We start from the raw sequence: 1073 nt of genomic DNA, 5'->3' as shown, positions 1-1073 counted from the left end.
GCCGTTCGTGAAGCGACAGAAAAATGATGCCGCTGACGCTGAAGCGATCGTAATTGCGGCTCAACGACCAGAGATGCGGTTTGTTGATCCAAAGTCGGAAGAGCAGCAAAGCAGGGCGATTCTATTTCGCGGAAGAGAACGGCTGGTTCATCAACGCACGGAACTGGTCAATGCCGTAAGGGCGGCGCTCTATGAATATGGTCATGTTGTCCCCCAAGGCATAAATCAGCTCTGCAGGATTGCGGACATTCTTGATGAGCTTAACAGCGATTTGCCCGTTTTGATGCGGGAGGAATGCCGAGATCTATTGGCACAGATCGCTGAGAAAACTGAGCGTATCAATATACGGACAAAGAAGATCAAAGCGCTGGCGGCTGAAACTGACGCGGCCAAGCGGCTACAGACGATTCCGGGAGTTGGCCCTTTAACAGCCTTAGCGGTCGAGGCCTTCGCCCCATCAATGGAGAGCTTCCGATGCGGGCGGGACTTCGCGGCCTGGCTCGGTCTTGTCCCGCGACAATTCTCCTCGGGCGGAAAGGAGCGCCTTGGACGTATTTCGAAAGCGGGTCAGGCCGATATCCGCAGACTGCTTATCATAGGTGCAATGTCCCGTCTGAATTGGATGGGTCGAAGATCGATTCCAGAAAATTCCTGGCTCGCAGATATGCTTGCCAGGAAACCGAGAATGCTTGTGGCAATTGCCCTCGCCAACAAGATGGCCAGAACGATTTGGGCCCTGATAAAAAATGGTAATGAATACAGAATTCCGGCGCAGGCAGCAGTTGCATGATCGGCATGCCAACAAGCTTACCTAACGTCGGATGATGGGGGTGTGAGAAGGCGACGACCCGAATGGGCGAAATGAGCGAACAGATCTGGTTCGGGAAAACCAGTTACGAGGCGTGAGCATCCCAGCTCGAAAACGAGATTTGGACTCGAACCGCAGATCACCATACCGGCCAGCGGCTTCTGAAACGCCGCAACCAAAGGCCTGACAGAAGACCGCACTCGATCACTCGCTCTTCGGATCAGAAACTTCTTGCATCACGGGCGGCAACCACAGAAGCCTCGTA

The 1073-nt window shown here is 54.0% G+C and carries 1 protein-coding gene; it reads left to right on the top strand.

The genetic code is table 11. The annotated features are described in order from the left end of the window. Nucleotides 1–790 (top strand): IS110 family transposase (locus tag C100_RS32365; RefSeq protein ID WP_024019171.1); only part of this gene is annotated, 790 nt, incomplete at its 5' end. Between the last annotated feature and the right edge of the window lie 283 nt (nt 791–1073).

The sequence above is a fragment of the Sphingobium sp. C100 genome (assembly GCF_000508185.1).
Classification (GTDB): Bacteria; Pseudomonadota; Alphaproteobacteria; order Sphingomonadales; family Sphingomonadaceae; genus Sphingobium.
The sequence above is the reverse complement of the archived record's forward strand: the minus strand, read 5'-3'. Positions and strand labels throughout refer to the sequence as shown.